Raw genomic sequence first — 623 nt, 5'->3', positions numbered from 1 at the left:
GGGCGATGACGTGGGGATGGGCGTCGAGGCCGAGGTGGTCCGCGCCGCGGAGACGGAGGCCGCCGCCGTCGCGGCGGCGATCGTGGCGGCAAGCAGCGGCGTACGCCCCGGCGGCCCGGACCCGGACCCGGCAGGCAACACCTCCGGTCCGGCTTCCAGCCCCGCCTCCGGTCCCGCCGTTCGGCCGGTCCGGGGCACGCTCGAGGCCGAGGCGGCCTGGCTGGTACGGGTGGCCGACGCGTTCGCCCGGTCCACGGCGGAGCGGCCCGTACGCGCCCGGGTGCCCGCCGAGCTCCAGCTCAGCCGGGGGCGGGAGCGGGCACCGGCGTCGGCGCCGGGGCGGAAGGGCTGAGCGCGGAGGCGTCGGTCGTGTGGTGCACCCAGTTGGCGATCTCGACCCGCGAGGAACAGCCCAGCTTCCGCATGGTCTCCCTGATGTGATTCACCACCGTCCACTCCGAGATCTGCAGCCGCCGGGCGATCTGCTTGTTGCTCAACCCGAGGGTGATCAGGGCCGAGACCTGGGACTGCCGGGGAGTGAGCGGGTCACCGGGCAGCGGGCCGCCACACCCCAGCGCGGGCGGGGGACGGTCGGCGTCGGGCGGCCCCGCGTACGGGTGGGC

Annotated in this window: 2 protein-coding genes; one reads left to right on the top strand and one right to left on the bottom strand. The window is 76.6% G+C overall.

From position 1 onward, the window contains the following. A partial coding sequence (locus tag CCN51_RS55670) for a DUF6545 domain-containing protein (protein WP_342749443.1) occupies positions 1-352 on the top strand: 352 nt, incomplete at its 5' end. Here the strand turns inward: CCN51_RS55670 and CCN51_RS52875 are convergent. Then, positions 300-623: response regulator transcription factor (locus CCN51_RS52875; RefSeq protein WP_143676291.1), on the bottom strand; the 324-nt coding region annotated here is incomplete at its 5' end. The two genes, CCN51_RS55670 and CCN51_RS52875, sit on opposite strands and share 53 nt — an antisense overlap.

It is taken from the genome of Streptomyces milbemycinicus, from assembly GCF_002154605.1.
Classification (GTDB): domain Bacteria; phylum Actinomycetota; class Actinomycetes; order Streptomycetales; family Streptomycetaceae; genus Streptomyces; species Streptomyces milbemycinicus.
This window is presented reverse-complemented; position numbering and strand designations above follow the sequence as displayed.